At 68.0% G+C, this 2,818-nt stretch carries 3 protein-coding genes; 2 read left to right on the top strand and 1 reads right to left on the bottom strand.

Annotated features, from left to right (window positions below):
* The coding region (locus DD1DGNOD_RS29025) for an alpha-amylase family glycosyl hydrolase (protein ID WP_241255553.1) at positions 1–771 on the top strand (771 nt) is incomplete at its 5' end.
* 265 nt (positions 772–1,036) lie between these two features.
* Entirely contained in the window at positions 1,037–1,450 is a 414-nt protein-coding gene (locus DD1DGNOD_RS08150; RefSeq protein ID WP_131765978.1) for a globin, read from the top strand.
* A gap of 332 nt (positions 1,451–1,782) precedes the next feature.
* On the opposite strand, the gene DD1DGNOD_RS29020 is transcribed toward DD1DGNOD_RS08150, so the two are convergent.
* Positions 1,783–2,818 (bottom strand): ATP-binding cassette domain-containing protein (locus DD1DGNOD_RS29020; RefSeq protein ID WP_241255552.1); only part of this gene is annotated, 1,036 nt, incomplete at its 5' end.

The following is a 2,818-nucleotide window of genomic DNA, read 5'->3' as shown; positions in this document are numbered from 1 at the left end:
GCCGAGGTGAGCGCGCCCACCACCTGGGTGCTGGCCAATCACGACGTCACCCGGCCGGCGAGCCGTTACGGGGGCGGCGAGACCGGCCTGCGTCGGGCCCGTGCCGCGTTGCTGACCCTGCTCGCCCTGCCCGGGCCGGTCTTCCTCTACCAGGGCGACGAACTGGGCCTGCCCGAGGTGGACGTGCCGCCGACGTACCGGCAGGACCCCGTCTGGGAACGATCCGGGCGGCGCAGCCCCGGCCGGGACGGCTGCCGGATCCCGCTACCCTGGTCAGGACAGCGGGCGCCGTACGGGTTCGGCGGCGCCGACGGCGTACCGCCATGGCTGCCCCAGCCCGACGGCTGGGCCGAGCTGACCGTCGCCGCACAGGCGTCCGACCCGGTGTCGACGCTGGTACTGGTACGCGGAGCGCTGGCGTTGCGGCGGGCGTTGCCCATGCTCGGAGCCGGTCGACTGCGCTGGCGCAACGACACCGTGCCCGCGGTCCTGGCATTCGACCGCCCGGGGCCACTGAGCGCACCCGGAACGCCACCAGAAGCGTCCGACACACTACTGGTCGCGTCAGACACTCCGTCGAACGCATCCGATGCACTGCCGAGCGCATCCGGCACGACTGGCCTGACCTGTGTCATGTCCACCGCCGAGACGGATGTCAGCCTGGCCATACCCGGACGTCTCGTGCTGGCCAGCAGCCCGGTCGGCTACGACGGAGCCACCCTGACGCTCCCCCCGGACACGACAGTCTGGCTCGCGCCGCACTCCGGCTGACACCGTGCTCCGGCTGACACCGTGCTGCGGTACGCCACCACAGTTCCCCCGCTGCGATGCGCATCCGAGGTCCGCCGGCCTTCCTCCACCTCCAACCTCCACCTCCAGCAGGCTGACGCCACGCCACGGTTCCCCGCTACACTGCGCCGTCCCGGTTCCCCCACTGCGATGCACCGTGGGGGAACCGGGACGCGGACGGCAACCGGTGATCCGAAAAGATGCCGTTGGCCGCATCATGCTCGCTGCCCACGATCCGTCCAGCACAATGGTCGGTGTGACCCAGCAACCGTCCACGGCCCGTCCGGCAGACACCCTCTATAACGCGGTAGGAGGCGAGGAGACCTTCCGCCGGCTGGTAGCCCATTTCTACGCGGGGGTTGCCGAGGACCCGCTGCTGCGCCCGCTCTACCCGGAGGGAGACCTCTCCGGCGCGCAGGAGCGGCTGCGGATGTTTCTCGTCCAGTACTGGGGCGGGCCGTCAACCTACAGCGAGCAGCGCGGACATCCCCGGCTGCGGATGCGGCACGCGCCGTTCGCGATCGGCCCCGCCCAGCGGGACGCCTGGCTGGTCCGGATGCAAGCCGCCGTCGACGAGCTCAACCTGCCGCCGGAGCACTTCCAACCCCTCTGGGACTACCTGACGATGGCCGCCAACTCCCTGGTCAACCGCCCGGAGTGAATCCGGGGAGCGCACCCGCGTCCACTCACGTATCCACCCGTGTTCACTCCGGAAGGCATGCCTTCACCCGCAGGGCGCGGCTGCGCCCCGGAAGACACGGCCCACGCTGGTTACCGACAGTCCCGGATGCCGCCAGTACGCCGGTCATGTAATCATGCGTGGCCTGGCGAACGCTGGCATGCGTCGATGAGCGCTGGCCACCGGAGAAGATCGGCACGAGTTTGTCGCCGTGTACGCTAATTCGGCCGAAAAGCGTGCACAGCAACAAACTCGTTTGGATCATGACCCCTGCGGGTGGTTGCGGACGGGGTCCGCACTACCTGGCCGGTGCCCTAGTCTCGGGTAAGTTTGCGGTAGGTCACCCGGTGTGGCCGTGCCGCCTCGGCACCCAGACGGTCGATCTTGTTTGCCTCGTAGTCCGCGAAGTTCCCCTCGAACCAGAACCAGCGGGCCGGGTCGGAGTCCGTGCCCTCCCAGGCGAGGGTGTGAGTGGTGACACGGTCGAGGAACCACCGGTCGTGAGAGATCACCACCGCGCAGCCCGGGAACTCGCCGAGTGCATCCTCCAGCGAACGCAGCGTCTCGACGTCCAGGTCGTTGGTCGGCTCGTCGAGGAGCAGCAGGTTGCCGCCCTTCTTGAGAGTCAGTGCGAGGTTGAGCCGATTGCGCTCTCCGCCGGAGAGGACACCGACGGGTTTCTGCTGGTCAGGCCCTTTGAAGCCGAAGGACGACACGTAGGCGCGGCTCGGTAGGTCGACCTTGCCCACGATGATGTGGTCGAGCCCGTCGGAGACGACCTCCCACACGTTCTTCTTCGGGTCCAGACCCGCACGGCTCTGGTCCACGTAGGCGATGTCCACGGTCTCACCGATGAGCAGCTCACCGGCGTCGGCAGTCGCCTGACCGGTCAACATGGTGAACAAGGTGGTCTTGCCGATGCCGTTCGGGCCGATCACACCCACGATGCCACCGCGGGGCAACGAGAACGACAGGTCGTCGATGAGAAGCCGATCGCCGAAGCCCTTGCGTAGCTTCTTCGCCTCGATCACGACATTCCCCAGCCGCGGGCCGGGCGGGATCTGGATCTCCTCGAAGTCGCGAGGACGCGCCTTGTTGGCCTCGGCTGCCAGCTCCTCGTACCGGGCGAGACGTGCCTTGCTCTTGGCTTGACGGGCTTTCGGGTTCGAACGCACCCATTCCAGCTCCTGAGTAAGGACGCGCTTGCGCTTGGCGTCCTTGCCACCCTCGACCTTGAGCCGAGCGGCCTTGGCCTCCAGGTACGTGGTGTAGTTACCCTCATACGGATAGGTATGGCCACGGTCGAGTTCGAGGATCCAGCCGGCGACGTTGTCGAGGAAGTAGCGGTCG

The sequence above is a fragment of the Candidatus Protofrankia californiensis genome, assembly GCF_900634765.1.
GTDB lineage: Bacteria > Actinomycetota > Actinomycetes > Frankiales > Frankiaceae > Protofrankia > Protofrankia californiensis.
The sequence above is the reverse complement of the archived record's forward strand: the minus strand, read 5'-3'. Positions and strand labels throughout refer to the sequence as shown.

Coding starts and splice junctions, on each gene's coding strand:
- DD1DGNOD_RS08150 (WP_131765978.1), top strand. CDS start 1,037: ATGGTCGGTGTGACCCAGCAACCGTCCACGGCCCGTCCGGCAGACACC.